The organism is Streptomyces sp. S186, assembly GCF_051603415.1.
Lineage (GTDB): Bacteria > Actinomycetota > Actinomycetes > Streptomycetales > Streptomycetaceae > Streptomyces.
The window spans coordinates 1,279,930-1,305,092 of sequence record NZ_CP193932.1 but is presented as its reverse complement, the minus strand read 5'-3'; the positions used below and the strand labels follow the sequence as shown (position 1 = coordinate 1,305,092).

At 72.0% G+C, this 25,163-nt stretch carries 22 protein-coding genes and 2 pseudogenes; 11 read left to right on the top strand and 13 right to left on the bottom strand.

The features are described from left to right. Positions 1 to 26: 26 nt before the first annotated feature. Positions 27 to 1,448 (top strand): alpha/beta hydrolase family protein, encoded by a 1,422-nt coding sequence (locus ACRAS8_RS05735; protein WP_438484683.1) that lies wholly within the window; start codon positions 27 to 29, stop codon positions 1,446 to 1,448. 258 nt (positions 1,449 to 1,706) lie between these two features. Here the strand turns inward: ACRAS8_RS05735 and ACRAS8_RS05730 are convergent. Beyond that, positions 1,707 to 2,186, bottom strand: a pseudogene (locus ACRAS8_RS05730) (sugar O-acetyltransferase); the annotation flags it as partial. Between the two features lie 16 nt (positions 2,187 to 2,202). Between ACRAS8_RS05730 and ACRAS8_RS05725 the strand changes: the two are divergent. Both ACRAS8_RS05725 and ACRAS8_RS05720 read left to right on the top strand, forming a co-directional pair. Then, positions 2,203 to 2,307 (top strand): annotated as a pseudogene (locus ACRAS8_RS05725) (IS982 family transposase); the annotation flags it as partial. Between the two features lie 101 nt (positions 2,308 to 2,408). Continuing rightward, a complete protein-coding gene (locus tag ACRAS8_RS05720) occupies positions 2,409 to 3,284 on the top strand; it encodes an alpha/beta fold hydrolase (protein WP_438490356.1) in 876 nt (291 codons plus the stop codon). Positions 3,285 to 3,474: 190 nt separating this feature from the next. Here ACRAS8_RS05720 and ACRAS8_RS05715 read toward each other — a convergent pair whose 3' ends face one another. Beyond that, positions 3,475 to 4,449, bottom strand: a complete 975-nt coding sequence (locus tag ACRAS8_RS05715) for a zinc-binding dehydrogenase (RefSeq protein ID WP_438484682.1) — start codon at positions 4,447 to 4,449, stop codon at positions 3,475 to 3,477. 119 nt (positions 4,450 to 4,568) lie between these two features. On the opposite strand from ACRAS8_RS05715, the gene ACRAS8_RS05710 reads away from it, so the two are divergent. The 3 genes from ACRAS8_RS05710 to argJ are packed head-to-tail and all read left to right on the top strand — an operon-like array spanning position 4,569 to position 7,455. Then, positions 4,569 to 5,234, top strand: a complete 666-nt coding sequence (locus tag ACRAS8_RS05710; protein WP_438484681.1) for a TetR/AcrR family transcriptional regulator — start codon at positions 4,569 to 4,571, stop codon at positions 5,232 to 5,234. Positions 5,235 to 5,280: 46 nt separating this feature from the next. Continuing rightward, positions 5,281 to 6,183: a LysR family transcriptional regulator gene (locus ACRAS8_RS05705; protein WP_438484680.1), complete on the top strand. Its 903-nt coding sequence runs from the start codon at positions 5,281 to 5,283 to the stop codon at positions 6,181 to 6,183. Between the two features lie 51 nt (positions 6,184 to 6,234). Further along, on the top strand, positions 6,235 to 7,455 hold the full coding sequence (argJ, locus tag ACRAS8_RS05700) for a bifunctional glutamate N-acetyltransferase/amino-acid acetyltransferase ArgJ (RefSeq protein ID WP_438484679.1): 1,221 nt from the start codon (positions 6,235 to 6,237) through the stop codon (positions 7,453 to 7,455). Between the two features lie 60 nt (positions 7,456 to 7,515). Here argJ and ACRAS8_RS05695 read toward each other — a convergent pair whose 3' ends face one another. Then, positions 7,516 to 8,415, bottom strand: a complete 900-nt coding sequence (locus tag ACRAS8_RS05695) for an MBL fold metallo-hydrolase (protein ID WP_438484678.1) — start codon at positions 8,413 to 8,415, stop codon at positions 7,516 to 7,518. 117 nt (positions 8,416 to 8,532) lie between these two features. On the opposite strand from ACRAS8_RS05695, the gene ACRAS8_RS05690 reads away from it, so the two are divergent. After that, positions 8,533 to 8,988 carry a MarR family winged helix-turn-helix transcriptional regulator gene (locus tag ACRAS8_RS05690; RefSeq protein ID WP_438484677.1) on the top strand — a complete coding sequence of 152 codons (456 nt, stop codon included), beginning with the start codon at positions 8,533 to 8,535 and terminating at the stop codon, positions 8,986 to 8,988. Between the two features lie 165 nt (positions 8,989 to 9,153). After that, on the top strand, positions 9,154 to 10,302 hold the full coding sequence (locus tag ACRAS8_RS05685) for a HoxN/HupN/NixA family nickel/cobalt transporter (RefSeq protein WP_438484676.1): 1,149 nt from the start codon (positions 9,154 to 9,156) through the stop codon (positions 10,300 to 10,302). 92 nt (positions 10,303 to 10,394) lie between these two features. Here ACRAS8_RS05685 and ACRAS8_RS05680 read toward each other — a convergent pair whose 3' ends face one another. Genes ACRAS8_RS05680 through ACRAS8_RS05670 form a run of 3 tightly spaced genes read right to left on the bottom strand, consistent with a single transcriptional unit; the run spans position 10,395 to position 15,079 of the window. Continuing rightward, positions 10,395 to 11,966 carry a GMC family oxidoreductase gene (locus ACRAS8_RS05680; protein WP_438484675.1) on the bottom strand — a complete coding sequence of 524 codons (1,572 nt, stop codon included), beginning with the start codon at positions 11,964 to 11,966 and terminating at the stop codon, positions 10,395 to 10,397. A 60-nt stretch (positions 11,967 to 12,026) separates the two neighbouring features. Next, positions 12,027 to 13,613: an APC family permease gene (locus ACRAS8_RS05675; RefSeq protein WP_438484674.1), complete on the bottom strand. Its 1,587-nt coding sequence runs from the start codon at positions 13,611 to 13,613 to the stop codon at positions 12,027 to 12,029. Beyond that, the gene (locus tag ACRAS8_RS05670) at positions 13,610 to 15,079 is read right to left on the bottom strand and encodes an aldehyde dehydrogenase family protein (RefSeq protein ID WP_438484673.1); all 1,470 of its coding nucleotides are present in this window, start codon (positions 15,077 to 15,079) and stop codon (positions 13,610 to 13,612) included. Before ACRAS8_RS05670 ends, ACRAS8_RS05675 begins: the two co-directional genes overlap by 4 nt. Positions 15,080 to 15,268: 189 nt before the next feature. On the opposite strand from ACRAS8_RS05670, the gene ACRAS8_RS05665 reads away from it, so the two are divergent. Further along, positions 15,269 to 15,703, top strand: a complete 435-nt coding sequence (locus ACRAS8_RS05665; RefSeq protein WP_438484672.1) for a DUF6314 family protein — start codon at positions 15,269 to 15,271, stop codon at positions 15,701 to 15,703. Between the two features lie 31 nt (positions 15,704 to 15,734). Here ACRAS8_RS05665 and ACRAS8_RS05660 read toward each other — a convergent pair whose 3' ends face one another. Next, positions 15,735 to 16,646 carry a class I SAM-dependent methyltransferase gene (locus tag ACRAS8_RS05660; protein WP_438484671.1) on the bottom strand — a complete coding sequence of 304 codons (912 nt, stop codon included), beginning with the start codon at positions 16,644 to 16,646 and terminating at the stop codon, positions 15,735 to 15,737. 9 nt (positions 16,647 to 16,655) lie between these two features. Further along, a complete protein-coding gene (locus ACRAS8_RS05655; RefSeq protein WP_438484670.1) occupies positions 16,656 to 17,399 on the bottom strand; it encodes an ATP-binding cassette domain-containing protein in 744 nt (247 codons plus the stop codon). Between the two features lie 168 nt (positions 17,400 to 17,567). Between ACRAS8_RS05655 and ACRAS8_RS05650 the strand changes: the two genes are divergently transcribed. After that, on the top strand, positions 17,568 to 17,807 hold the full coding sequence (locus tag ACRAS8_RS05650) for an SAM-dependent methyltransferase (protein ID WP_438484669.1): 240 nt from the start codon (positions 17,568 to 17,570) through the stop codon (positions 17,805 to 17,807). Positions 17,808 to 17,835: 28 nt separating this feature from the next. Here ACRAS8_RS05650 and ACRAS8_RS05645 read toward each other — a convergent pair whose 3' ends face one another. Next, positions 17,836 to 18,744, bottom strand: coding sequence for a helix-turn-helix domain-containing protein (locus ACRAS8_RS05645; protein WP_438484668.1), 909 nt, complete (start codon positions 18,742 to 18,744; stop codon positions 17,836 to 17,838). A gap of 122 nt (positions 18,745 to 18,866) precedes the next feature. Continuing rightward, positions 18,867 to 19,109 carry a DUF397 domain-containing protein gene (locus ACRAS8_RS05640; RefSeq protein ID WP_438484667.1) on the bottom strand — a complete coding sequence of 81 codons (243 nt, stop codon included), beginning with the start codon at positions 19,107 to 19,109 and terminating at the stop codon, positions 18,867 to 18,869. Between the two features lie 213 nt (positions 19,110 to 19,322). Here ACRAS8_RS05640 and ACRAS8_RS05635 point away from each other — a divergent pair, with 213 nt between their 5' ends. After that, a complete protein-coding gene (locus tag ACRAS8_RS05635; protein WP_438484666.1) occupies positions 19,323 to 19,850 on the top strand; it encodes an ATP-binding protein in 528 nt (175 codons plus the stop codon). 82 nt (positions 19,851 to 19,932) lie between these two features. Here ACRAS8_RS05635 and meaB read toward each other — a convergent pair whose 3' ends face one another. Genes meaB through ACRAS8_RS05620 form a run of 3 tightly spaced genes read right to left on the bottom strand, consistent with a single transcriptional unit; the run spans position 19,933 to position 25,132 of the window. Further along, complete coding sequence (meaB, locus tag ACRAS8_RS05630) at positions 19,933 to 20,964, bottom strand: methylmalonyl Co-A mutase-associated GTPase MeaB (protein WP_438484665.1); 1,032 nt, start codon at positions 20,962 to 20,964, stop codon at positions 19,933 to 19,935. An 11-nt stretch (positions 20,965 to 20,975) separates the two neighbouring features. Continuing rightward, positions 20,976 to 23,249: a methylmalonyl-CoA mutase gene (scpA, locus tag ACRAS8_RS05625; RefSeq protein ID WP_438484664.1), complete on the bottom strand. Its 2,274-nt coding sequence runs from the start codon at positions 23,247 to 23,249 to the stop codon at positions 20,976 to 20,978. Then, a complete protein-coding gene (locus ACRAS8_RS05620) occupies positions 23,246 to 25,132 on the bottom strand; it encodes a methylmalonyl-CoA mutase family protein (RefSeq protein WP_438484663.1) in 1,887 nt (628 codons plus the stop codon). Before ACRAS8_RS05620 ends, scpA begins: the two co-directional genes overlap by 4 nt. Positions 25,133 to 25,163: the final 31 nt, after the last annotated feature.

Here is a 25,163-nt window from a genome sequence, read left to right as displayed (position 1 = left end):
CGTTTTGGGAAGAGGGGGCAAACGCAGTGCAGTTCTTTGTCAGATCGTTCCTGCGGGCCTGTCTGGCTCTGGTCTGTGTGGTGGCCGCCGGGCTGCTTGTCGCGCCACGGGCCGGTGCGGAGGCGCCGGGCGGTGGCGGACTGGTCCGGGAGGAGGTCACCTTCCGCGGCGGTGGGGGGCTCGTCCTGCACGGGACGGTACTGACCGCCGCGGGGGCGCGGGGCAGCCGCCCGGGCATCGTGCTCATCGGCGGTTCGGGGCCCGGTCCCAGGCAGGAGTACCGGCAGGAGGCGGAGGCGTTCGCGCGGGCGGGGATCACCACGCTCGTCTACGACAAGCGGACGGCCGGGTACTCCCGCACCCACCGCGACTTCGGGGCGCTGGCCGAGGACGCGCTCGGCGGAGTGCGGCTGTTGCGGAAGTGGCCGGGCGTCGATCCGCACCAGGTCGGGATGTGGGGGTTCAGCGAGGGTGGTTGGGTGGCACCGCTGGCCGCGTCGCGGTCGTCCGACGTGGCGTTCGTGATCACCATCGGCGGGTCGGGGTATGACGTGTTGCGGACGCAGGCATGGAATCTCACCACGCATCTGATGCATCGGGGAGCCGGTGCGACGTTCACCGGTGTGGTCGCCGGTCCGGCGGCCCAACTCGTCGCTGCCACCGGCCGGTTCCCGGGCGCGGACTACGATGCGTTGCGGGTGCTGGGGCGGCTGCACCGGACGCCGGTGTTGGCCCTGTGGGGTGCGCACGACATGCAGGTGCCGCCCGGGGAGAGCGCTCGGGTCTTCCAGCGGGCGCTCGGCCGGGCCGGCAACCCGCACGCGGTCATCCAGTTCGTCCCCGGTGCGGCGCACAACGGGCATCGGACGTCGGACGGCTTCGACCGTCTGGGCGGCCCGCTCTTTCACGGCAAGCCGTTGGGGGAACTGGCCCCCGGCTATGCGGAAACCATGACCTCGTGGGTGCGGGCGGTGGCCGCCGGGCACCCACCCGTGAGCGCCGTGGCGCCCGCGCCGCCCCAGGTGGCGTCCAGTACGCCGGTGCCTGGGGACGCCTGGTACGCGTGGCTGGCTCCGCTACTGCTTCTGGTCGGCTTCGCCGGCTACCCCGTGGGTGCCGTGCTGCGGCGCGGGCCCGTGGTGCGTCCCGTGCGCCGGCTGGCAGGGCTGGGGTTGGTCGCGGTGGTGGGAGCGGTGGCTTGTCCGCTCGCGGTCTATGTGGTGGGGGACGGGGTTGCGGTGCCTGAGGTGTGGGGGCGGCCGGTGGTGTGGCTGGCGGTGCAGTTGGTCGGTGTGGCCGTCATCGTGGCGGGGGTTGTGGCGGTGGTTGCTGTCTGGCGGCGGCGTCGGGCGTGGGGCGGGGGTGCCTGGCTGCGGCTGGCGCCGGTGCTGCTGGCGGCGGTGGGGTTTGTGCCGTGGGGGGTTTGGTGGGGGGTGTGGCGGGTTTAGGTGTGGTTTGCGCGAAGGGACCGGGGGCTTCAGGGGCTGAAAGGCTCTGGCCGTGGCCCGTCGGGCAGGCCCTACTTGATCAATTCCAAGGGGTCGGTGATCGTACGGGGTGAGCGAGCGGAGGGGTGTTGTGCCCCTGGAATGGGGCCAGTTGCCTTGAGGGAGGGGTGCCAGGCTTCCGGTGTGGTGTGGATGATTCCCCGTAGTTGGGGGGCTCGGCGGGGCCCTGGTGTGGGCGTCACCACTGTCGGTGCACGGTTTGCTGCCGGTCACCAGGGTTGCCGGCGGCACGTCATCGGCCACGATCGCGCCGGCGGCGAGCACGGCATCACGGCCGATGCTGACGCCTGGCAGGATCGTGGCACCGGCGCCGATCCACACGTTCTCCGCGACGTCGATGGGTGCGCCGGTGAGGTACAGCCGCCGCTCCTCGGGATCGACCGGGTGGCCGCTGGTGATGAACGTGACCTTCGGGCCGACCAACACGCGTTCGCCGAGCCGGATGCCGGCGTAGTCCAGGAACGTGCAGTTCTGGCTGATGAACACGCGCTCGGCGAGGTCGAGATGGAGACCGTGGTCCGTGTAGAAGGGCGGATAGATCGTGACTCTCGACGGCAGCGGCTTGCCGAGGATCTGCTCGAACAGTTCCGCCTTGCCTGCTTCGTCCTCGAAAGGCAGGACGTTCAGGCGGGAGGTGAGCTCGGTGACCCGCCGGACCCTCTCGGTGGTCAACTTCAACGGGGCGCCGGCGGAGACACCGGAACCGGCGCCCTGGCGGCCGGCCGTGGGGGTCGCGTCGCAGCTCAGCGATGCCGAGCTGGTCGCGCTGGCGATGATGCGAGCCATGTCCGGCTACACCTGGACTGCACCTTCCAGGGCCTGCTCGCAGAAGTCGCACCCACCGCCGCGATCGGTGAAAGTCGGGTGCGGGACATCCTGTCCATGGCCATGATGTTGATCATGACTGGATATGTTGACGTTCCTGCCCGGCTTGGTGAGTGTGCGCTGTCTGATGGACGGTTGCTCGGCTGGGCCGAGTGGGGGCCGTTGGACGGGGTGCCGGTTCTGTTGTGTCCGGGCGCAGCTACGAGCCGGTGGCTCGGGTTCGGTGCAGGCGTTGTTGAGGCGCTTGGAGTGCGTCTTGTCTCTGTGGACCGTCCGGGGCTCGGTGTCTCGACGCCCGCCCCCGGGCGGACCTTTTCCGACTTCGCAGGGGATATGCGTCAGCTCTGTGCGCTGCGGGGGCTGGGGCGCCCGGTCGTGGTCGGGAACTCGCAGGGCGCGCCATTCGCTCTTGCGTGTGCTGCGGAGGGGGGTGCCTCGGCACTGGCTGTCGTCTCCGGTGCGGACGAGGTCGCCGCGCCGGAGTTCGCTTCTGTTCTGGATGCGGACCTGCGGGGCCTCGTCGAGCGGGTGGCATGCGATCCGGCCGGCGCCGAGGAGTTTTTCGCGGGCTTCACCGCGGATGCGATGTGGGACATGGTCATGGCCGGGAGTCCAGGGTGCGACCTTGCCGTGTACCAGGATCCTGATTTCGCGGCTGGTTACCGCAGGGCCTTGAACGAGGCATTTGCTCAAGGTGCTGCTGGTTACGCCCGCGACACGGTCCTGGCGATGGGGCGGTGGCCGTTCGCCCTCGACGAGATCACCGTCCCGGTCGACATCTGGTACGGCGCGCGGGACACCAGCCACTCGCCCGACAACGGAGCACTGCTCGCTGCCCGTATTCCCGGTGCACAACACCATGTCGTGCCGGAATTCGGCGGCGCCCTGCTCTGGACACATGCCGAGTCGATCCTCACGTTGCTCCTTGAGAAGGCCATCACCGGCAGGTAGACGACCGGCACATGGGTTCCGAGGGCCAGTCCCAGCCCCGTCCCCGTCGCGACGGGGACGGAACCGGACGGGCCGGCCCTGCCGGTCGGTGAACTCGATGACGGGCGTCGAATGATCGTCCGCCGGTGCATGCTCCTGGCTCACCACCACCCCCTCGGCGTGCAGCCCGTAGTCAACCGAGTCAGCGCAGTCAACTGATCAGGCGTGGCAGGCTCGCTGACCCACCGGGCACGCCCTGGTCGAGGTCGAGTACGGCCTTGCCGTGGAGGCGGCGTTCGAGGAGGGCGTCGATGGCGTCGGGGGCGTCGGTCCAGGGGCCGCGCCAGGAGAGGTGCGGGGCGAGGGTGCCGGCGGCGACCTGTTCGGCGAGCCAGGTCAGGTCGCGGGCCAGTCCGGTGCAGGCGAGCAGGAAGAACGTGGTGAGGGTGCGGTCGTGCCGGCCCTGGTCGCCGTAGAGGGCGCCGTAGGGGAAGGTTTCGTCCTCGTGTGCGGAGTGGCCGACCGCTACCAGGGTGCCGCCTTCGGCCAACTTGCCGTAGGCAGCTACGAGTTGACGTCCGCCGATGAGGTCGATGACGCCGTCCACGGGGGTGGTGAGGTCGTGGGGGCCGGTCACCACCTCGTGGGCGCCCAGGCTGCGCAGGCTCTCGCCGTGCCGGTCCGGGGATCCGGTGGCGGCGACGACGTGTGCCCCACCGCGCCGGGCCAGTTGGACCGCGTAGCGGCCGGTGCCGCCGGTGGCGCCGGTGATCAGGACGCGTCGTCCCAGGAGAGGGCCGAGGCGGTGCAGGGCGCGGAGCGCGGTGGCGCCGGCCACCGGGATCGTGGCGATCGCCCCGGGGTCGGCGCCGGGCGGCACCACGCCGATCAAGTCGGTGTCCACGGCGCGGAGTTCGGCCCAGCCGCCGTCCGGCCCGAGGGTGACGACGGGGGTGCCGGCGGCCGGGCCGGAGCCGTCGGCCGCCGCCCGTTCGACGACCCCGGCGGCGTCCCAGCCCGGGACCGCGCCGTCGGCGCTCTCCTGGAGGCCGATGCGTACCTCGCCGTAGTTGAGGGAGGTTGCCGCCACCCGCATCAGGGCCTGGTGCGGGGCCGGTTGGGGGTCGGGGGCCTGGGCGAGGCGGAGGCCGGCGGGGGAGGAGCGGTCGACGAGCAGAGCACGCATGGCGCGGTGCACCCCTTCGGTGGACGGTGGAGCGAGGGTTGTGGGTTGTGTCAGACATTTATGCCACTCAGTGGCATGTGCGTGCAAGTGGCGTTTACCCCTCGGGTACGCTGTCCGGCATGGAGAGTCCACGCCCCTCGCCCGACGCCGCAGAGCGACTTCCGCTGCGGGAACGCAAGAAACTGCGGACGCGGGAGGCGCTGGTCGACACCGCCCTGCGCCTGTTCAGCGAACGCGGATTTCAGAGCGTGACCCTCGACGAGCTCTGCGACGCGGTGGACACCTCCAAGCGCACGTTCTTCCGGCACTTCACCAGCAAGGAAGACGTGGCGATGGCGCCGCTGCACGATCTGTGGCGGGCCTTTCTCGCGGACCTGGAGACCCGCGAGCCGGCCGACGGTCCGCTCCTGGTGATGCTCCAGGAGGTCGTGCTCGCCTCGCTGGACGGGATGACCGCCGCTGACTGGCCCGAACGGGTCCGGCTCAACCGCCAGTTGGCCGCCCGGACGCCGTCCATGGAGGCACACGGGCTGCGCTTCTGCCAGGACACCAGCCGTGCGGCGGTCGAGGTGCTCCAGCGCCGGTTCGGCCTCGCCGGTGCGGAGGATCTGCGGCCGCGGCTGGCGATGGAGGTGCTCGTTGCTGCCTGGCACTGTGCGTTGGATGCCTGGGCGGACCGGTCGGACACGCCTACCCGCGAGGCGCTGGCCGGCCGCTTCCGCGATGCCTGTGCGGCGCTTCCCGGCTGTCTGACGCTGCGGGCGGGTGCGGGCGCGGGGGACTGAGGCCGGGGGTGTTGCCTCGTCGGCGTCGCGTGAAGAGGGGTGGGCGATGGATCTGTTGCAGTTGCGGTATTTCCAGGTCGTGGCCCGTTATGAGCATGTCAGCCGGGCCGCCGAGGAGTTGCGGGTCGCCCAGCCGTCGCTCAGCCGCGCCATCGCCCGGCTCGAAGCGGAGCTGGGCGCACCGCTCTTCGACCGGCAGGGGCGGCGGATCCGGCTCAACCAGTACGGTGCGACGTTCCTGCGCCATGTCGAGCGGGCGCTGAGCGAACTCGACGACGGGCGGCGCGCTGTGCGGGACGCCCGCAGCCAGGTCCTTGGCCGGGTCTCGGTCGCCGCCGAGACGCTGTTGACGCTCACCGGCCTGCTGGCCGGCTTCCGTACCGCCCATCCCCGGGCCGAAGTCCGGCTCTTCCAGTCGACCGCGGAGGAGATGGAGCGCCAACTGCGCGCCCGCGAGGTCGACTTCTGCATCGCCTCGCAGGCGCTGACCGGAGCCAACCTGAACGTCGTCGAGCTGGCGCGCGAGGAGGTGCTGCTGGCCGTACCGCTCGGGCACCGGCTCGTCGGCCGGGAGAGCGTGACGATTGCCGAGTTGGCCGATGAGCCGTTCGTCACCACACGCACGGGGGCGTGGCCGCGCGCCCTGCTGGATCGGCTCTTCGCGGCGGAGGGGCTCACCCCGGTCCTCTCCTGTGAGGGCGACGAGCCGGGCGCCAGTGGGGACTTGATCGGTGCCGGTCTGGGTGTCGGCCTCGTGCCGGCCATGTCGCGCGGGGCCGGTCGGAGTCCGCTGGGTGCCTGGCTGCGTATCGACGCCCCCGACTGCCATCGCGTGCTGAGCCTGGTGTGGCGCGAGGACGGCTATCTGTCCGCGGCCGCCCTGGCCTTCCGCGAGTTCGTGACCAGCCGTCCCTTCCTGCCGAGTTGGCTGCCGGGAGGGAGTGGGTGAGAACGGGAAAACGGTCGACGGCTCGGCTCGTGGTATGTAAAAGTATGCGTCATGACGAATAATGATCCGGCCGGTGTTGGTGTTGGTGCTGGTGTCGGTGGTGTCGGTGCGGGGCTCGTGTGGCCCAAGGGGTTTCGGGCGTATACGGGGCATGGTGGGTTGCGGGAGCGGGGTGATGACATCTCGATCGTGGCCTCGGAGGTGCCGGCCGTGAGTGCCGCGATGTTCACCCGGAGTCTCTTCGCCGGGCCCGCGGTGGTTCTCAGCCGGACGCACGCTGCCGGGCGGCGGCTGCGTGCCGTCGTCACCCTGGCGCAGAACGCCAATGTCGCCACGGGCCGGCAGGGTGCGGAGAACGCCGCCGAGGTGGTGGGGAGGGTCGCCGGGCTGCTGGGGGTCCCGGACGACGAGGTGCTCATCGGGTCCACGGGCGTGATCGGGCGGCCGTTGCCCATGGATGCCATCCGGGAGCACTTCGAGCGGGCCGCGCGACGCGGCGCCGGCGCGTTCGCCGCGGCGCCGCTGGACGTGGCGCGGGCCATGATGACCACCGACACCCGTCCGAAGACCGCGGTCCGCACGGTCGGCGGCGCCCGGATCGTCGGTGTCGCCAAGGGCGTTGGCATGCTGGAGCCCAACATGGCCACGATGCTGGCCTATGTCGTCACCGACGCCGGGATCGGGGCGGCGGACCTGGACGGCGCGCTGCGGGCGGCCGTGGACCGGACGTTCAACTGCCTGAGCGTCGACACCGACACCTCCACCTCCGACACCGTGGCGGTGCTGGCCAACGGTGCCGCCGGCCCGGTCGATCCGGCGGAGTTCGCCGCGGCCCTCGCCGACCTGTGTCTGGACCTCACCCGGCAGCTCGCGAGTGACGGCGAGGGGGCCACCAGACTTCTGCGGGTCACCGTCTCCCGGGCGCGCGACGCGGCGCAGGCCAGGCGGATCGCCAAGAGCGTCGTCAACTCCCCCCTGGTCAAGGCGGCCGTGCACGGCGCCGATCCCAACTGGGGGCGGGTCCTGATGGCCATCGGCAAGAACACCGAGGACGACGACATCGTCCCGGCCGATGTCACGGTGGCTTTCGGTGACATCGAGGTCTATCCGGCCGAGCCGACCGCGGACGTGCTCGACGCGCTCGCCGAGACCATGCGCCGCGATGAGGTCGAGATCGCCATCACGCTTGGCCTGGGGGATGGCGAGGCGACCGTGTTCGGCTGCGATCTGTCCGCCGAGTACGTCCGGATCAACGCGGACTATACGTCGTGACCCGGTAGTGACCGCGGTGGCTGTGGCGGCTGTTGGCGACTGTGGTGACTACGGGGCGGGTCAGGCGTCGAGGTCGTCGAGGGGGTGCCAGGCCGGTCCGTCCGGGCCCGGGCGGACCTCCCCGAACGCCACGTTGGCGAAGTGGATGCCGAAGCCGATGGTGTGCGGCTCCTGGAGTTCGGCGACCAGCCGGCGGCGGATGTCGGCGGCCTCGGCGGGGTCGTGGTCGGGGGCGGCGGACCACTCCGGGTGGCCGATCTGGATCGGCGAGTGCAGGGCGTCGCCGAAGGCGATCAGGTGCCGCCCGCCCGAGGTGATGTCGTAGACGGCGTGCCCGGGAGTGTGGCCGGGCAGGAAGCGCACCCGCACGCCGGGGAAGACCTCTTCGCGGTCCGCGATGGTCCGGACGTACGGGGCCAGGGCGGTCAGCACCTCCGGGCCGGTGCCGTGTGCTTCGAGGAGGTCGCGGTGGGTCCATTCCGGTTCGGCGACCAGGTAGGGGGCGTGTGCGAAGGCCGGGCGGTCGCTGCCGGGGGCGGGCTGCCAGGCCCAGCCGAGATGGTCGACGTGGAGATGGGTGAACGCCACCGCCTCGATGTCGGCCGGTGCGCGGCCGAGGGCGGCGAGGCTGTCCAGCAGGGCGCCGCCGCGCACGATGCCGCGTGGTTCGCCGGGGGCGGCCGGCAGCGACCGCGGGCCGATGCCGGTGTCGATCAGCAACGCTCGCTCGCCCCGCTCCACCAGGAGTCCGCCGACGCCCGCCGCCAGATTCCCCGTGGCGTCCAGGTATGCGGGATGCGCGGCCCAGGTCTCGTCGGTGGTGGCGGGCAGCCACCCGCGCGGGGACAGCGGTACGCCGCCGTCAGGGACGTACGACACGGTGAGGTCGCCGAGTTGGAGCGAGCGGAGGGTGGCGGGGCGGGTCAGGCGTGCGTCGATGCCGGGCGCGGCGGTGCTCATGTTGCTCTTCTTCCGAAAGGCGGGGTGGGTGGGGCGTGCGTCCGCAACCATAAGCATCAAGCTTGAACTATTCAAGCTCGGAATATTTAGGCTAGCTGCACTTGCTACGATGGGTTCATGACGACCGACCCGGAGGCGCAGGCTCGTGCGGAACGCCAGGTGTGCGGGCTGGTGAACGGGCTGGCCGCGCGGATCTCCGAGCACATCCGCCGGCGCGCGGTCACCCTGGGCCTCACCGCACCCCAGGCCACCGCCCTGCGCGAACTGAGCGCACCGATGACGATGCGGGAGCTCGCCGAGCGGATGAGCTGCGAGCCCTCCAATGCGACCTTCGTCGTCGACAAGCTCGAAAAGCAGCAGCTGATCGAGCGTCGGCCGCATCCCGGCGATCGCCGCGCCAAGCAGCTCGTCCTCACCCCGCAGGGCGTCGAGCTGCGGGAGCGGCTGCTCGTGCTCCTCGGTGAGGGCTCCCCGCTCGCCGGGCTGAGCCAGGAGGAACAGGGGGAGCTGCAGCGGCTGTTGGAGCGGGCCATGGCGCGGCCAGTGGGGGCGGAGCGGCCGGCGCGCGGGTGACCGCGGGGGCCGCGGTGGCCGCCAGGTGGGGTGGAGTGACGACCAGCGCCGGAGACCAGGTGCGAGCTTTACTGCACATTGGTTGCAAGTAAAAGCAATGAGCGAGAATGCTTGAGGGGCGTCCCGGTAGAGGCCGGGGCGGAACGGAAGAAAGCAGTGTCACGCATGCCTACGCCCCCCTCTCCGACCCTGGCCGGTCAGGCGCCGCCGTCGCGCCGGCAGCGGATCGCGCGGTCGATGACCCGCGCCGAGTGGGGGCGGATGGCCGGTATGGCCGGGTTCATTCTCGCGCTGCATGTGATCGGCTGGTTCACCCTGGTGGCGATCGTGGCCCCGGAGCACTACAACCTCGGCACCAAGAGCTTCGGTATCGGGATCGGGGTGACCGCGTACACCCTCGGCATGCGGCATGCCTTCGACGCCGACCACATCGCCGCCATCGACAACACCACCCGGAAGCTGATGCACGAGGGGCAGCGGCCGCTCTCGGTCGGTTTCTGGTTCTCGCTGGGGCACTCCAGCATCGTCTTCGGGCTGGCGTTCCTGCTCTCGCTCGGCGTCAAGGCGCTCGCCGGCCCGGTCAAGGACGACAACTCCCAACTGCACGCGGTGACCGGCATGATCGGCACCACCGTCTCCGGCGTCTTCCTCTACGTCATCGCCGCGATCAACATCGTGATCCTGGTCGGGATCTGGGGGGTCTTCCGGCGGATGCGGGCCGGCGACTTCGACGAGGCCGCGCTGGAGGAGCAGCTGAACAACCGCGGCCTGATGAACCGCCTGCTCGGCCGCGTCATGAAGTCGATCACCAAGCCCTGGCAGATGTACCCGCTCGGCCTGCTCTTCGGCCTCGGCTTCGACACCGCCACCGAGATCGCGCTGCTGGTGCTGGCCGGCTCCGGCGCCGCCTCCGGGCTGCCGTGGTACGCCATCCTCTGCCTGCCGGTCCTGTTCGCCGCCGGGATGAGCCTGCTGGACACCATCGACGGCTCGTTCATGAACTTCGCCTATGGGTGGGCGTTCTCGAAGCCGGTCCGCAAGGTCTACTACAACCTCACCATCACCGGCCTCTCGGTCGCCGTGGCCCTGATCATCGGGACGGTGGAACTGCTCGGCCTGCTCGCCGACAAGCTCGGCCTGCACGGCGCCTTCTGGGACTGGGTCGGCGGCCTGGACCTGAACGTCATCGGCTTCGCCATCGTCGGGATGTTCTTCCTCACCTGGATCGTGGCGCTCGTGGTGTGGAAGCTCGGCCGCATCGAGGAGAAGTGGACGGCCCACGTCCGTCCGGCGGAGACCCCTGCCGCCGACTGACCGCCCGTCCTCGGGGGAGAACCGAGCGGCCCCGGCGCTCCCCGAGATCACCCACCCCGGATCCGAGGGATTACTCACCCCTGATTCGAGGATCACTCACCCCGGATCAGGTCCGCGCACTTCTCGCCGATCATCATCGTGGTGATGCACGGGTTGACCGCGGTCAGGAACGGCATCGCCGAGCCGTCCGCCACCCGCAGCCCGCACGTGCCCTTGACCCGCAGCTGCGGGTCAAGCGGTGTGGCCGGGTCGTCGGCAGCGCCCATCGCGACGGTGCACGCCGGGTGGTAGACGGTGTTGTGGGTGGTGCGGATGTAGTCCAGCAGGTCGGCGTCGGTGCGTACGTCCGGTCCTGGGGCCAGCTCCGCGCCCGCCCACTCGGCCATCGGGGCCTGGGCGATGATGTCGCGGGCCAGCCGGAGCCCGTGGGTCATCACCCTGATGTCGTGCTCGTGGGTGAAGTAGCGCGGGTCCACCCTGGGCTTGTCGCGGAAGTCGCGGGTGCGCAGCCGGACCGTGCCGTGCGAGCGGGCGCGGGTGACGTTCGGGGTGAGGCAGAAGGCGTTCTCGGACGTCGGGTAGCCGCGGCGGTAGGTGTTCATGTCGAACGGCACCTGGCCGTAGTGGAACATCAGGTCCGGCCGGTCCAGGGCCGGTTCGGTGTCGTAGAAGATGCCGATCTCCCACCACTGTGTGGAGGTGTCCACCATCGGCTGCCTGGCGTCCCACATGATGACGCCCTCCGGGTGGTCCTGGAGGTTGGCGCCGACGCCCGGCGCGTCCACCAGCGGCGCGATGCCCAGGGCGCGCAGATGGTCGGCCGGGCCGATGCCGGAGAGCATCAGCAGCTTGGGGGAGTCGATGGCGCCGCAGGAGACGATCACCTCGCGGCGGGCGGTGACGGTGCGGGTGTGGATCAGGTCGGGGGAGAGGTAGTCCACGCCGGTGCACCGCCGGTCGCCGTCGAAGTTCAGCTGTCTGGCCTGTACCCCGGTGCGGACGTCGAGGTTCCGCCGGCGGCCCATGACGGGGTGCAGATAGGAGACCGAGGCGGAGGAACGGGTGCCGTCCGGGCGGCAGTTGATCTGGAACCAGTTCGCCCCGCGGACCACGGTGGTGCCGGTGTTGAACGGGGTGGTGGGGATGTCCACCGCGGCGCACGCCCGGAGCAGCGCCGCCCCGCACGGGTCCTTGGGCGGGACGCCGCGCAGGGTGACCGGCCCGGAGCGGCCGTGGTGCTCGCCCGGTGCGTCGTTGCTCTCCAGCCGCTGGAAGAGCGGGAAGCACTCGGCCGCGCTCCAGCCCGTGCAGCCCAGCGCCGCCCACTCGTCGAGGTCCTCGGCGGGCGCCCAGAAGGCGATACAGGAGTTGTGCGAGGAGCAGCCGCCCAGGACCTTGGCGCGGGCGTGCCGCAGGAAGCTGTTGCCGTTCTCCTGCGGCTCGACCGGATAGTCCCAGTCGTAGCCGGACGCCAGCAGCCCCATCCAGCGGTCCAGCCGCAGAATGTTCTCGTCCCCGACGTCCGAGGGGCCGGCCTCCAGCAGGCAGACCGCGACGGACGGGTCCTCGCTGAGCCGGGCGGCCACCACCGCGCCGGCCGTACCGCCGCCGACCACGACGTAGTCGAACGAATCGGTCTGCTCCACGTGCGTTGCGTCGGACATGGCGCTGTCTCCAAGTCGGAACGGGACGGGGTGGGTCGGGACCGCTTGGGACGGTCGGGGTCAGGGCGCGGGGGTGGTGGCGTCGCCGGAGTCCGCCTCCTGTGCGGCGTGCGAGGCCAGTACGCCGGTGCGGTGCCGCTGGACGAACCAGTAGTAGGCGAAGCCGCCGAGCCCCACCACGCCGATGAAGAGGAAGGCGCCCCAGCGCAGATACCAGTGCTGCGGGCCGGTGGCGTTGTAGACCGCGGCGCGCGGCCAGGCGAGGTTGACGGACATCGCCAGCCCCCACAGCACCGCCAGGACGTTCACCGGCAGACCGAACCGCCCCAGCGAGAAGGCGCCCTGCCGCGTCGTCCACCTGCCGCGCAGCCGCTGCACCAGCATCGGCAGCGTCACCATCAGATACGCCAGGTAGATCATGATGATCGCGATGCTGGTGATCACCGAGAAGATCTGCGGCTGGTTGACGTTGATCAGCAGGACCGCGATGCCGACCAGCCCGATCACCACCGCGGGCACCACCGGCGTCTGGAACCGCGGGCTGACCCGGGCCAGCTTCGAGGACGCCGGGAGGTTGTTGTCCCGGGCCATCGCGAACGCCAGCCGGATGGCGGCGGTGTGCACCGCCAGTTCGCAGACGGTGATCGCGATGACCACGCACCACAGGACGATCTGCCCGACCGTCGACCCGAGGGTGGCCAGGACGACGTACTGCAGACCGTCCAGCGAGAGCCGTTTGTCGTGCAGATCGGGGACGGCGAGCAGCGCGAACAGCAGGATCAGCCCGCCGATGAGGAACGAGGCGATCAGCGCCCGCAGGATCGCCCGGGGCGCGTTGCGGGCCGGGTCCTTGGACTCCTCGCCCAGCGAGGAGGCGGTGTCGAAGCCGTACATGACGTACGCGGAGGCGAGCGAGGCGGTCAGGAACGCGCCGAGGTAGCCCAGGCTCTCGCCCTGCCCCTTGCCGAAGGTGTCGGTGAGCGCGGTGGCCGGGCCGCGGCTGGTGTGCGCGGCCAGCAGCAGGATCAGCACGATCGCGGCGATCAGCTCGATGGCCACGCCGGCCGAGTTGATCCGCGCCATCAGCTTCACGCCGAAGGCGTTGACCAGGGTGGTGAAGGTGATCAGGACGCTGCCCAGCAGGACGGCGTTGGCGGCCGCGTCGGTCTGGCCGGTGCCGGTTCCGATGACCTGGAAGAACGACGAGATCTGCGGCAGCGTCACCTGGTAGGCCAGCGCCACCGCGGCCAGCGAGACCATGGACGCGGTGAGCATCATCCAGCCCCCGAGCCAGCCCACGTGCGGACCGCCCAGCTGCTTCGCCCAGTTGTAGATCGACCCGGCCACCGGATAGCGGCAGGCCAGCTCGCAGAAGCACAGCGCGACCATCAGCTGGCCGCCGAAGACCATCGGCCAGGACCACCAGTAGGCCGGACCGCCGTGGCTCACCCCGAAGTAGAACAGCTGGAAGGTGCCGGTGAGGATGGAGATGTAGCTGATGCCGGCGGCGAAGGTGTGGAAGTTGCCGAGGGTGCGCTTGAGTTCGGGCTTGTAGCCGAGCTCGGCCAGCGCCCCGTCCTCGTGCTCGCCGTCGTCGGCGGGACCGCCCGCGGCGGGGCCGGAGGGACCGGAACCGGAAGGCGTCACTCGAACCACCTCTGCGGACGCGGCGCCGTGTTCCGCCAGATGTGCTTGGCCTCCTGGTACTCCGCCAGCCCGGCCGGTCCCAGCTCCCGGCCGATCCCGGACTGCTTCATCCCGCCCCACTCGGCCTGCGGCACATACGGATGGAAGTCGTTGATCCACACCGTGCCGGCCCGCAGCCGGCCCGCCACCCGGTGCGCCCGCTCGCCGTCGCCGGTCCACACCGCCCCCGCCAGCCCGTACACCGTGTCGTTGGCCAGCGACACCGCCTCGTCCTCGTCGCGGAACCGCTCCACGGTCAGCACCGGCCCGAACGACTCGTCGCGCACCACCGACATGTCCGGGGTGCACTCGTCGAGCACCGTCGGCAGGTAGTAGAAGCCGTCCGCCAGCTTCGGGTCGTCGGGCGGTGCGCCGCCGCAGCGCAGCACCGCGCCCTCCGCCAGCCCCGCGGCCACGTACGCCGCGACCTTCTCCCGGTGCGCCGCGGAGATCAGCGGGCCGGTGCGGGCCCGCTCGTCGAACGGGCCGCCGAGCGGGATGCGTTGGGCGCGGGTCACCACCTCCGCCACGAAGCGGTCGTGCAGCTCTTCCTGGACGAGCAGCCGGGCGCCCGCCGAGCAGACCTGCCCGGAGTGCAGGAAGACCGCGGTCAGGGCGTAGTCGACGGCGGTGTCGAAGTCGGCGTCCGCGAAGACGATGTTGGGGTTCTTGCCGCCCAGTTCGAGGGCGATCTTCTTCACCGTGGGGGCCGCCGCGGCCATGATGCGGCGGCCGGTGACCAGCCCGCCGGTGAACGACACCATGTCCACCCGCGGATCCTCCGTCAGCGGCGCCCCCACCGACGGGCCGGCGCCCAGGACGAGGTTGGCCGCCCCGTCCGGCACCCCGGCCTCCACCAGCAGCCGCATCAGGTGGATGGCGGTGTGCGGGGTCAGCTCGCTCGGCTTCAGTACGAAGGTGTTCCCGGCGACCAGGGCCGGCGCGACCTTCCAGGCGGTCTGCAGCAGTGGGTAGTTCCACGGCGTGATCAGCGCGCAGACGCCGACCGGCTCGTGCCGCACCGTGCTGTCGGTCTCGGGCGCGCCGGCGTCCACCACCCGGTCGGTGCCGCCGGCCGCCCCGAGGTTGCCGAAGTAGCGGAAGCAGTTCGCGATGTCGTCCATGTCGTAGCCGCTCTCCACCAGCCGCTTGCCGGTGTCCAGCGACTCGGCCCGGGCCAGCGCGTCCCGGTCCCGCTCCAGCAGCTCGGCGACGCGGAGCACCACCCGGCCGCGCTCGGCGGCCGGGGTACGCGGCCACGACCCGTCGTCGAAGGCCAGCCGGGCGGCGGTGACGGCCGTCGCCGCGTCCTTGGGGCCGCCCTCGTCGACCGTCGCGACCAGCGTGCCGTCCGCCGGGCAGCGGATCTCCCGCACCTGCCCGTCGGCCGCTGCGGTCCACTGACCGCCGATGAACAGCTCCGGCATGGGTGGGCCTTTCGGTGTCGTCTCTTGGCGGTTCGGTGCGTCTCTGGGCGGTCTCTCTCGGTGGTGATCTCGATACCGAGCGTAAGTCGGGTGCCGGGGTACCGCACGGTGCGCGGCGCCGGTGCGCGCGGGCGGGGCGGACCGTGGGGCCGATGGGGTGAGCCCCGGGCGCTGCCCGACAATGGGGGCATGCACCTGGTCCCCGACGCCGCCGCGTATCTCGCCGGCCGCTGGCGCATCGAGCGCGCCGTCCACGACCTGCGGGCCGGCCGCGTGGGCAGCTTCCGGGGCACCGCGGACTTCCGGCCGGACGGCCCCGACGGGACGCTGTGCCACACCGAGGAGGGCGAGCTGACGTGGGACGGCGTGGTGCATCCGGCGACCCGCACCCTGCGGCTGCGGCCGTGTCCGGACGGCACCGCCGAGGTCACCTTCGCCGACGGCCGCCCCTTCCACGACCTCGACCTGCGGACCGGCCGCTGGACCGCCGTCCACCCCTGTGCCGCGGACCGCTACGAGGGCACCTTCACCGCCGTCGCCGCGGACCGCTGGCACCTGGAGTGGCGGGTCACCGGCCCGGCCAAGGACCAGCTCCTGCGCTCGGTCTACCGCCGCAGCGGCTGACACCGGCGCGCACCGCGCCCCGCTGCGTCGGCTATGGCTGCGCAGGCTTGACCGCCCGCACCGCGTACAGCAGCGGAATGATCGGCTCCGAGTCGGGCAGCCGCCACCAGCCGTCGGCGTCCGGCACCATCGACGGGAAGCGCGGCCACGGCAGCGCCTCGGTCTCCCGGATGCCCCGCAGGCTCAACCCGGCCCCGATCAGCGCGTTGACGACCTCGCCGACGCCGTGCCGCCACTCGTAGCTCGTCGTGGCGCCCTGGAGCGGCGGGCCGTCGGTGTAGGTGGTGGGAGTGTCGCTGCGCAGGGCGCCCCGGCCCGCCAGATAGTCGTGGCGGAGCAGCAGCGGCGGGGTGTCCGGGTCGGCGGGCGGCGTCGCGCCCAGCGCGTTCAGCAGCGGATGGAACTCCACCAGATAGCACGTTCCGCCCGGGCGCAGCAGCGTGGCGACGGTCTCCGCCCAGGCGGCGAGGTCCGGCAGATAGCAGACCGCGCCCTTGCCGGTGTAGATCACATCGAACCGGCGGTCGCCGAGCGCCGCCACGGCCCGGTAGACGTCCGAGCGCACGAACTCCATCTCCCGGCCGGTCTCCGCCGCCAGCCGCCGCGCCTGCGCCACCGCCTCGGCGGAGAAGTCCAGCCCCACCGCCCGCGCGCCCCGGTCGGCGAAAGCCGCCGTCTCGGTGCCCAGATGGCACTGCAGATGCAGCACATCGCGCCCGGCCAGCTCCCCCAGGTCGGCCCATTCGAACGGCGCGAACCAGTCGTCGGGCCGCCGCGACCCGTCCAGGCCGTAGAACGCACTGGCCACATGGACCGGGGTGCGGGCGTCCCAGTTGGCCTCGTTGGCGCGCACCATCTCCTCGACGCCCGGCGGCGCCACCGGGCCGCCGGCGGGCGCACCGACCGGCGCCTGCTCCCTGGACTCGCTCTGCTCTGTGGTCATGCCCCTCTTCTACCGCCCCGCGCCACGTGGACACCACGCGTCCGTCCCGCCCCGACCGGAACCGGCCACCCGGCCCGCGGCGACCATCCGGCCCCCGGCGAGCACCAGCCGCCGCGCCGCCCGCCCGGCCAGCGCCTCGTCGTCCGTGGCGACGACGCAGGTGAGCCGGTGCGCGCCCCACACGCGCACCAGCAGCTCGGTGAAGTCGGCCCGGGCCGACGGCGGCAGACCCTCGGTCGGCCGGTCCGCGAGCAGCACCGTGGGCCGCTTGACCAGTGCCCGGGCGAGCGCGGCCCGCCGCCGCGCGTACGGATCCAGCTCCGCCGGCAGCAGCTCCCCCTGATCGGTCAGCCCGACCTCCGCCAGCGCGTCCCCGGCCAGCTCCCAGCGGTCCGCGGGCCGCAGCCGCAGTGGGGCCAGCGCGGCGGCCACGCTCTGCCGCACGGTCAGCCCCGCGGCCAGCTCGGGCCGCTCGCCGTCGTCCGGCCCGAGCAGCCCGATCGACTCGGCCCGGATCCGGCTCAGCCGGCACGCGGTGACGGTGGCCAGATCCGTACCGTCGAGCAGCACGCTGCCGCCGGTCGGCCGCTCCAGCCCGCCGAGGATCCGCAGCAGCGTCGAACGGCCCGCGCCGGGCGACCCCTGGACGGCGAGCACGGTGCCGTCCGCGACCGAGAACCCGACGCCGTCCAGGGCCCGCACCAGCTCGCCACCGCGTCGGTAGTGCTTCGTCACGCCGGTCAGGTGGTACACGGTGCCCTCTCCTCCGGCCGCCGGATCGCGGCCCGGCACCGACCGTAGGCACCCCTTGTGACGGGCCCATGAGCGGACCGTGAGAGGCCGATGAGAACCGCCCGGCCGAGCGCGGCCCGCCCGTCGACCACGGCTCCGGGCTGCCGGCCCAGGATGGTGTGTCAGCTGGTGAGCGAGGACGCCGCGACGCGGGACTTCGTCACCGAGTTCATGCGGGTGAGCACGCAGGGGCACTGGGGCCGGGGGCGGCAGCAGCACGAACTGAGGGCATTCCTGGACGGGTTGGAGATTCAGGAGCCCGGACTGGTGGAGGTCTCCACCTGGCGGCGACCCGTCCGACGCCGGGCCCAGGCAGCTGACGCAGGAGTGGATCGCATACGGGGGTGTGGCGCGCAAGCCCTGACGTGACCCGTGCCGTGCCCGTACCGCGGCCGGTTCAGCGGGACTGTCCCAGCAGTCCCTCCAGCATCGCGACCGAGTTCCGGGGCGACTCGGCCTGGGCGCTGAGCCGGTCCATCACCGCCAGGTAGTGGTCGACGTCGGTGCGCTTGTCCAGATAGAGCGCGCTGGTCAGCTGCTCCAGATAGACGATGTCGGGGAGATCGGGCTCCAGGAAGCGGAGGATGGTGACCGGGCCGCCGGCCGCGGCGAGGCCGCCGAGGGCGAACGGCGCCACCTGGAGGGTGATGTTGGGCATCCGCGCCATCTCCAGCAGGTGCTTGACCTGACCGGCCATCACCTCCGGCCCGCCCAGCGGGCGGCGCAGGCATGCCTCGTCGACGATGGCCCACAGCCGGGGCGGGTCGGTGAGCGTCAGCAGCCGCTGGCGCTCCATCCGCAGCGCGACCCGCTGTTCGGTCTCCTCCGGAGTGGCCCGCGGGTTGCCCAGCCGGGCCACCGCCCGCGCGTAGTCCGCGGTCTGCAACAGCCCCGGAATGAACTGGACTTCATAGGTGCGGATGACCGAGGCGGCCGACTCCAGGCCGAGGTGGGTCTCGAACCAGCTGGGCAGCACGTCGTTGTACTGGTGCCACCAGCCGGGGCTGCCGGTCCGGCGGGCGAGCGCGAGGTAGGTGGCGCGGGCGGCGCTGTCGGTGACGCCGTAGAGCGTCAGCAGGTCGGTGATATCGCGCTCCTTGCAGCTCACCCGGCCCAGTTCCAGGCGGCTGATCTTGGCGTGCGAGGCGCGGATGGCGTCCCCGGCGGATTCGCGGGTGATGCCGGCGGCCTCCCGCAGCCGGCGCAGCTGAGTGCCCAGCACGATGCGCAGGATGGTCGGCCCACCGCGTGGATGGTCCAGATAGCGGCGCAGGGACGGGTCGCTGCTCGGCTGCGCGGCGCTCATGCTGACTCCCCTGAGTGGTCGGGCCGATGCCCAGTGTCCCATTGCCCCGCGGGGGCGTACACCTACGCCGACTATCCGGCCGACATATGCCTCAGTTATTGCCTCCGATGGCGGCCTTCCGGTCAGTCGCGGACGAACAGATCATCGAACTCGCCGTCCTTCGCGCCCTGGAGGAACGCGACCATCTCGGCGCGCGGATAGACCAGCGCCGGGCCCGCGGTGTGCCGCGAGTTGCGTACCGCGACCCCGTCGCCCGGAAGAAGCGCCAGCTCAACGCAGTTGCCATTGGGGTTGCTGCGGCGGCTCTTGCGCCAGTCCGCGTTGCCGATTGCGGTGGCCGGCATTCCGTTGGTCATCGACTCCATCACAGCTGCTCCCTTGGTGGGGGGTGCTCGGGACCGGTCCGGGGCCGTGATCACGGTTGGCGTGATCCGGTCCCTGGGCTGCCGTCCTTGTCGGTGTAATTGCAGATGCACTTGCAGCGATGGACGGCCGACGAGGATATTAGCCCTCCGGGGCGGCCCCGCCCAGACCGTCCCGGACGCGCCCAACCCGTATGCCCCTCCGCGGAGATCGTGATGACCACACACCCGGCACAGTCCGAGCGCGACGCCCTCCGGGAAGGAGGGGAGCCAGCGGCCGCCACCGGCCGGGATGCGTGGTGCATGCCGGGGCCGGACGGCTTCGCGGCCTGTGCGCTCAGCGGCGCGGAGTGCACCGTGGCCGAGGCCCGCCGCTTCACCCGGGCCACCCTCGAAGCCTGGCGGATGTGCCCCCATCTCGCCGACAACGCCGTCCTGGTCGTCTCGGAACTGGTCAGCAACGCCCTCCGGCACGGCGCCGCCGACCCCCTCGACATGGGCTTCAACTTCCTTACCAAGGAACGCTTCTGCCATGCCTGGCTGGCGCTGACCCGGCAGGAGCGCGGGGTGCTGTGCGCGGTCTCCGACGGCGGGAACCGGGCGCCCGTGCTGCGGCCGCAGGAGGATCTGGCCGAGTCCGGGCGCGGACTCCACCTCGTCAACCAGCTGAGCGACTCCTGGGGTTGGACGCAGCCGGACCACTCCGGCAAGACCGTGTGGGCCACGGTGGTCTCGCGCGGCTGAGCGGCGGTGCGCGGGCGGCGCCGCGCGAAGTCCGCGTCATGGGCGCCCAGTTGACGTTGCCCGTAACGGGTTTGATCCTGCGTCAGGAGTGCTTGTCGGCGCCCCCGGTCAGGCACTCGGCGAAGTCCTCGCCCAGGCCGAACGCCGACAGCAGCCGCTCCGCCGCCAGCGTCGCGGTGATCTCGCCCGCGCGGACCGCCCGTTCGACCTCCGGCCCCAGCCGGCGGACGTCCGGATGCTCCTGGAGGCGGTCGATCAGCCGGTCCCGGACCATCGACCACGTCCAGTCGACCTGCTGCGCGCGGCGCCGCTCGGCGAGCGCGCCGGTGGACTCCAGCAGCGTGCGGTGCTGCTCCACCCGCTCCCACACCGTCTTCAGCCCGGTGCCCTCGCGGGCGCTGCAGGTGAGGACGGGGGGCGTCCACGCCGCGTCCGCAGGCTGCAACAGGCGTAGCGCGCCCGCCAGTTCGCGGGCCGCCGCGCGGGCGTCCCGCTCGTGCGGCCCGTCCGCCTTGTTGACCGACACCAGGTCCGCCAGCTCCAGGACGCCCTTCTTGATGCCCTGGAGCTGGTCGCCGGTGCGGGCCAGCGTCAGCAGCAGGAAGGTGTCGACCATGCCCGCGACGGTGGTCTCCGACTGGCCGACGCCGACCGTCTCCACCAGCACCACGTCGTAGCCCGCGGCCTCCATCACCACGATCGACTCCCGGGTCGCCCGGGCCACCCCGCCCAGCGTGCCGGACGTGGGGGAGGGGCGGACGAACGCCGCCGGGTCCGTCGCCAGCCGCTCCATCCGGGTCTTGTCGCCCAGGATGGAGCCGCCGGTCCGGCTGGAGGACGGGTCGACGGCCAGCACCGCCACCCGGTGCCCCATACCCGTCAGCAGCGAGCCGAGGGCGTTGATGAAGGTCGACTTGCCGACGCCCGGCACGCCGCTGATGCCCACCCGCCGGGCCGCACCGGAGTACGGCAGCAGCCGCACCAGCAGCTGCTGGGCCGCCGCCCGGTGATCGGCGCGGGTGGACTCGACCAGGGTGACCGCGCGGGCGATCCAGGCCCGGGAGCCGGCCCGCACCCCCTCGGCGTACCGGTCGACATCGATCCTCGCAGGCATGCCCCTCCGCCCTACAGCTCGTGGCCGAGGACCGAGGCCAGGTCCCGCACCAGGTCGTGGGCCGCGTCCGGGATGACCGTGCCGGGCAGGAACACCGCGGCGGCGCCCATGTCCCGCAGCGGCTGGACGTCCTGCGGCGGGATCACCCCGCCGACCACGATGGTGATGTCCTCCCGGTCCTCCGCCGCCAGTGCCTCCCGCAGCGCCGGTACGAGGGTGAGGTGACCGGCCGCCAGCGAGGAGACGCCGACGATGTGCACATCGGCCTCCACCGCCTGCCGCGCCACCTCGGCCGGGGTCTGGAACAGCGGGCCGACGTCCACGTCGAAGCCCAGGTCGGCGAAGGCCGTGGCGATCACCTTCTGCCCCCGGTCGTGGCCGTCCTGCCCCATCTTGGCCACCAGGATGCGCGGCCGGCGGCCCTCGGCACGCTCGAACGCGGCCACCAGCTCCCGGGTGCGCTCGACCCCCGACGAGGGGCCCGCTTCGTCTCGGTACACACCCGAGATGGTACGGATCTGCCCCGAGTGGCGTCCGTAGACCTCCTCCAGGGCGTCCGAGATCTCCCCGACGGTCGCCATCGCACGTGCCGCGTCCACCGCCAGCGCCAGCAGGTTGCCCTCAAGTCCCGGGCCCGGCGCGGACTTCGCCGCGTCCGTCAGCGCCCGCAGCGCCCGCCGGCAGGCGTCCTCGTCGCGTTCCGCGCGCAGCCGCTTGAGCTTCTCGATCTGCTGGGCCCGTACCGCGGAGTTGTCGACCTTGAGGACCTCGATCTCCTCGTCGGTCTCCACCCGGTACTTGTTCACGCCGATCAGCGCCTGCCGGCCGGAGTCGATCCGCGCCTGCGTACGGGCCGCGGCCTCCTCGACGCGGAGCTTGGGGATACCGGCGTCGATGGCCTTGGCCATGCCGCCGGCGGCCTCCACCTCCTCGATGTGCGCCCAGGCCCGGCGCGCCAGATCGTGGGTGAGCCGCTCGACGTAGGCGCTGCCGCCCCAGGGGTCGATCACCCGGCAGGTGCCCGACTCCTGCTGGAGGAACAGCTGGGTGTTGCGGGCGATCCGGGCCGAGAAGTCGGTGGGCAGCGCCAGCGCCTCGTCCAGCGCGTTGGTGTGCAGGGACTGGGTGTGGCCCTGGGTCGCGGCCATCGCCTCCACACACGTCCGGGTGACGTTGTTGAACACGTCCTGGGCCGTCAGCGACCAGCCGGAGGTCTGCGAATGGGTACGCAGCGACAGGGACTTGGGGTTCTTCGGCTCGAACTGCGAGACCAGCTTCGCCCACAGCAGCCGGGCCGCCCGCAACTTGGCGATCTCCATGAAGAAGTTCATGCCGATCGCCCAGAAGAACGACAGCCGCGGCGCGAAGGAATCCACGTCCATCCCGGCCGCCATGCCCGCGCGGAGGTACTCCACCCCGTCGGCGAGGGTGTACGCCAGCTCCAGGTCGGCGGTCGCGCCCGCCTCCTGGATGTGGTAGCCGGAGATCGAGATGGAGTTGTAGCGCGGCATCTTCTGCGAGGTGTACGCGAAGATGTCGGAGATGATCCGCATCGAGGGCTGCGGCGGATAGATGTAGGTGTTGCGGACCATGAACTCCTTGAGGATGTCGTTCTGAATGGTCCCCGCCAGCTTCTCGGGCGGTACGCCCTGCTCCTCGGCTGCCACGATGTAGAGGGCGAGAACGGGCAGCACCGCGCCGTTCATCGTCATCGACACCGTCATCCTGTCCAGCGGGATGCCCTCGAAGAGCTGCCGCATGTCGTAGAGCGAGTCGATGGCCACGCCCGCCATGCCGACGTCACCGGTCACCCGCGGGTGGTCGCTGTCGTAGCCGCGGTGGGTGGGCAGGTCGAAGGCGACCGACAGGCCCTTCTGGCCGGCGGCGAGGTTGCGCCGGTAGAAGGCGTTGGACTCCTCGGCGGTGGAGAAGCCCGCGTACTGCCGGACCGTCCAGGGCTGGTTGACGTACATCGTCGGGTACGGGCCGCGCAGATACGGCGCGATGCCCGGGTAGGTGCCCAGGAAATCCAGGCCGTCGAGGTCGGCCGCGGTGTACAGCGGCTTGACGTCGATGCCCTCCGGCGTCTCCCACGTCAGATCCGCGACGCTCTTGCCGGTGGCCTGCTGGACCGCGTCCGCCCAGCGCTCCGGGTCGCCGGGCGCCGCAGGACCGGGCACCTCGCCCAGCTCCACCGTGCTGAAGTCCGGGATGGCGCCGGACCGTCCAGGGGTGCCGAGCGGCGGTTCGCCCAAGGCGCCAGCCTGTTGTGCCGTCTCCTTCATGCCGCCACCTCCGTGACATCCAGGGCCGAGGACAGCACCCCGGCCGCATCGCAGCCCGCGAACACGAACGTGTCCACCCCGGCCGCCGCGAACTCCTCCCGGCGCTCACCCGGCCTGCCCGCCAGGTGCACCCGCACCGCACCCGCCGCCTTCAGCGCCGCGGCCACCTCCGCCGCCTGCTCCGCGTACACCGCGTCGCTGGCGCACACACACGCGATCCGGGCGCCGCTCGCCGCGAACGCCGCGGCCACCGACGCCGCCGTCACCTGCTCCGCCACCGTCTCGATCCCGCCCGCCTGGAAGAGATTGGCGGCGAACGTCACCCGCGCGGTGTGCGCCGCGACCGGGCCCAGCGCCGCCAGGAACGCCTTCGGCCGTGCCCCGTGCGCCGCCAGGTGCGCGTCCGAACGCGCCCGCAGCGCCTCGAAGGCGTCGTCCCGGCGCACCCGCGGCAGCCCACCGCCGGCCGGCACGGGGGCCGGCTCGCGCTCCAGCGGGGCCTCTGCGAGGTTCGGGAACTCGCTGACACCGGTGATCGGCTCCCGGCGGTGCGCCAGATCCTCGCCGCGCCGCCGCCAGGTCCGCGCCAGCCGCTCGCCGATCATCCCCGACCGCAGCGCGGCGGCCTGCCCGCCCGCACCCTCGATCTCCTGGAAGAACGCCCAGCCCGCCCGGGCCAGTTCGGCCGTCAGCCGCTCCACGTACCAGGAGCCGCCCGCCGGGTCGATCACCTGCGCCAGATGCGACTCCTCCAGCAGCACCGACTGGGTGTTCCGGGCGATCCGCCGGGCGAACGCGTCCGGCAGCCCCAGCGCCGCGTCGAACGGCAGCACCGTCACCGCGTCCGCGCCGCCCAGCCCCGCGGACAGCGCGGCAACGGTCGTACGCAGCATGTTCACCCACGGATCCCGACGCGACATCATCACCGTCGAGGTCACCGCGTGCTGGCGCTGCGCGGCCGCGGCCGGCGACGCCCCGCACACCTCCGCGACCCGCGCCCACAGCAGCCGTGCCGCCCGCAGCTTGGCCAGCGTCAGGAACTGGTCGGCCGTGGCGGCGTAGCGGAACTCCAGCTGCCGGCAGGCCGCGTCGATGCCCAGGCCCCGCCCGTCCGCGGTCAGCTCCCGCAGATACCCCACACCGGTGGCCAGCGAGGCCCCCAACTCCTCGGCGGCCGAACCGCCCGCCTCGTGATACGGCAGCGCGTCGACTGTCATCGCGCGGATCCGCGGCGCGCTCTCCGCGGCCCAGCCGGCCAGCCGGACCGCGGCCGCCAGCCCCTCGGCCAGCCCTCCGTCGTCCCCGGTACGCGCCAGCAGGCCCAGCGGATCCGCGCCCAGCACGGCCGCCGTCTCCGTCAGCGCCACCCCGGACTCGCGGTACAGCCGCAGCAACTCCTCGACCGCCGACGGGAATTCCCCACCCGCGTCCAGCACCACCGGCGCCAGATCCAGATAGACGCCCCGCAGCGCCTGTGCCAGACCGGACACCGGCACCCCGCCGGCGCCCACGGTCAGCCACACCGAGGTGACCCCGTTCTCCAAGTCGGCCAGCAGCTCCTCGTTGACCCGCCGGGGATCGGTGCCGGTCTGCCGCTGACGTACGTCCCACCCGGACGCGGCGGTGCCCTCCGGCCGGCTCCCCCTTGTGAACGGCGGGAAGCCGGGCAGACCCGCCGCGGACGGCGCGTCCTCGGCGGTATAGAGCGGACGGACACTGATGCCGTCCTGGAGATCGGTGGCGAGCGCATCCTCGGCGGCGGCACCGACGGCGTCGGAAGCGCCCGATTTGCGCAGCACGCCCTCGACGAGGCGCTGCCACTGCTCGCGTTCGGCCGCCGGGAAGGCGGCAGCCAGGGGGAGTTCGGGGGACTCGGCGGTCATGGCAGCAGGCTAGGCGAACGAGCGTTAGCCG

What these genes read in the sequence shown, in the direction of transcription:
- ACRAS8_RS05660 (WP_438484671.1), bottom strand. Translation starts at nt 16,646, where the DNA reads ATGACCACAGAGCAGAGCGAGTCCAGGGAGCAGGCGCCGGTCGGTGCG.
- ACRAS8_RS05695 (WP_438484678.1), bottom strand. Translation starts at nt 8,415, where the DNA reads ATGAGCACCGCCGCGCCCGGCATCGACGCACGCCTGACCCGCCCCGCC.
- scpA (WP_438484664.1), bottom strand. Translation starts at nt 23,249, where the DNA reads ATGAAGGAGACGGCACAACAGGCTGGCGCCTTGGGCGAACCGCCGCTC.
- ACRAS8_RS05620 (WP_438484663.1), bottom strand. Translation starts at nt 25,132, where the DNA reads ATGACCGCCGAGTCCCCCGAACTCCCCCTGGCTGCCGCCTTCCCGGCG.
- ACRAS8_RS05670 (WP_438484673.1), bottom strand. Translation starts at nt 15,079, where the DNA reads ATGCCGGAGCTGTTCATCGGCGGTCAGTGGACCGCAGCGGCCGACGGG.
- ACRAS8_RS05635 (WP_438484666.1), top strand. Translation starts at nt 19,323, where the DNA reads ATGACCACACACCCGGCACAGTCCGAGCGCGACGCCCTCCGGGAAGGA.
- ACRAS8_RS05720 (WP_438490356.1), top strand. Translation starts at nt 2,409, where the DNA reads ATGACTGGATATGTTGACGTTCCTGCCCGGCTTGGTGAGTGTGCGCTG.
- meaB (WP_438484665.1), bottom strand. Translation starts at nt 20,964, where the DNA reads ATGCCTGCGAGGATCGATGTCGACCGGTACGCCGAGGGGGTGCGGGCC.
- ACRAS8_RS05665 (WP_438484672.1), top strand. Translation starts at nt 15,269, where the DNA reads ATGCACCTGGTCCCCGACGCCGCCGCGTATCTCGCCGGCCGCTGGCGC.
- ACRAS8_RS05640 (WP_438484667.1), bottom strand. Translation starts at nt 19,109, where the DNA reads ATGGAGTCGATGACCAACGGAATGCCGGCCACCGCAATCGGCAACGCG.
- ACRAS8_RS05680 (WP_438484675.1), bottom strand. Translation starts at nt 11,966, where the DNA reads ATGTCCGACGCAACGCACGTGGAGCAGACCGATTCGTTCGACTACGTC.
- ACRAS8_RS05685 (WP_438484676.1), top strand. Translation starts at nt 9,154, where the DNA reads ATGCCTACGCCCCCCTCTCCGACCCTGGCCGGTCAGGCGCCGCCGTCG.
- ACRAS8_RS05710 (WP_438484681.1), top strand. Translation starts at nt 4,569, where the DNA reads ATGGAGAGTCCACGCCCCTCGCCCGACGCCGCAGAGCGACTTCCGCTG.
- ACRAS8_RS05705 (WP_438484680.1), top strand. Translation starts at nt 5,281, where the DNA reads ATGGATCTGTTGCAGTTGCGGTATTTCCAGGTCGTGGCCCGTTATGAG.
- ACRAS8_RS05715 (WP_438484682.1), bottom strand. Translation starts at nt 4,449, where the DNA reads ATGCGTGCTCTGCTCGTCGACCGCTCCTCCCCCGCCGGCCTCCGCCTC.
- ACRAS8_RS05690 (WP_438484677.1), top strand. Translation starts at nt 8,533, where the DNA reads ATGACGACCGACCCGGAGGCGCAGGCTCGTGCGGAACGCCAGGTGTGC.
- argJ (WP_438484679.1), top strand. Translation starts at nt 6,235, where the DNA reads ATGACGAATAATGATCCGGCCGGTGTTGGTGTTGGTGCTGGTGTCGGT.
- ACRAS8_RS05645 (WP_438484668.1), bottom strand. Translation starts at nt 18,744, where the DNA reads ATGAGCGCCGCGCAGCCGAGCAGCGACCCGTCCCTGCGCCGCTATCTG.